This is a genomic window from Phaeodactylibacter luteus (genome assembly GCF_007993045.1).
GTDB classification, from domain to species: Bacteria; Bacteroidota; Bacteroidia; order Chitinophagales; family Saprospiraceae; genus Phaeodactylibacter; species Phaeodactylibacter luteus.
Map to the genome: position 1 here is coordinate 1 of NZ_VOOR01000212.1, position 442 is coordinate 442.

General features: G+C 64.7%; 1 pseudogene. It reads right to left on the reverse strand.

The window, feature by feature from the left end:
• A pseudogene (locus FRY97_RS22685) lies at nt 1–442 on the reverse strand (thrombospondin); the annotation flags it as partial.

Sequence of the window (442 nt, forward strand, 5' to 3'; positions counted from 1 at the left end):
CGAACGTGATGTCAGGGTTGCCGTCCGTTGGCGCTACGTCTGTAGCTACCGCCAGCGTCTCGTCCGACTCGTCGCCGTTGCTGATGCCGTCACCATCGAAGTCCAGGCTGCCGTCTGGCGTGCCGTCCGTCGTCTCGGGGTCCAGCGGGTCTGTGCCCACCAAAAGCTCGTCCGCGTCGTTCACCCCGTCGTTGTCGTCGTCCGTGTCCACATCGTTCGCAATGCCGTCGCCGTCCGTATCCGCGAACGTGATGTCAGGGTTGCCGTCCGTTGGCGCTACGTCTGTAGCTACTGCCAGCGTCTCGTCCGACTCGTCGCCGTTGCTGATGCCGTCGTTGTCGCTGTCAAGGCTGCCGTCTGGCGTGCCGTCCGTCGTCTCAGGGTCCAGCGGGTCTGTGCCCACCAAGAGCTCGTCCGAGTCGTTCACCCCGTCGTTGTCGTC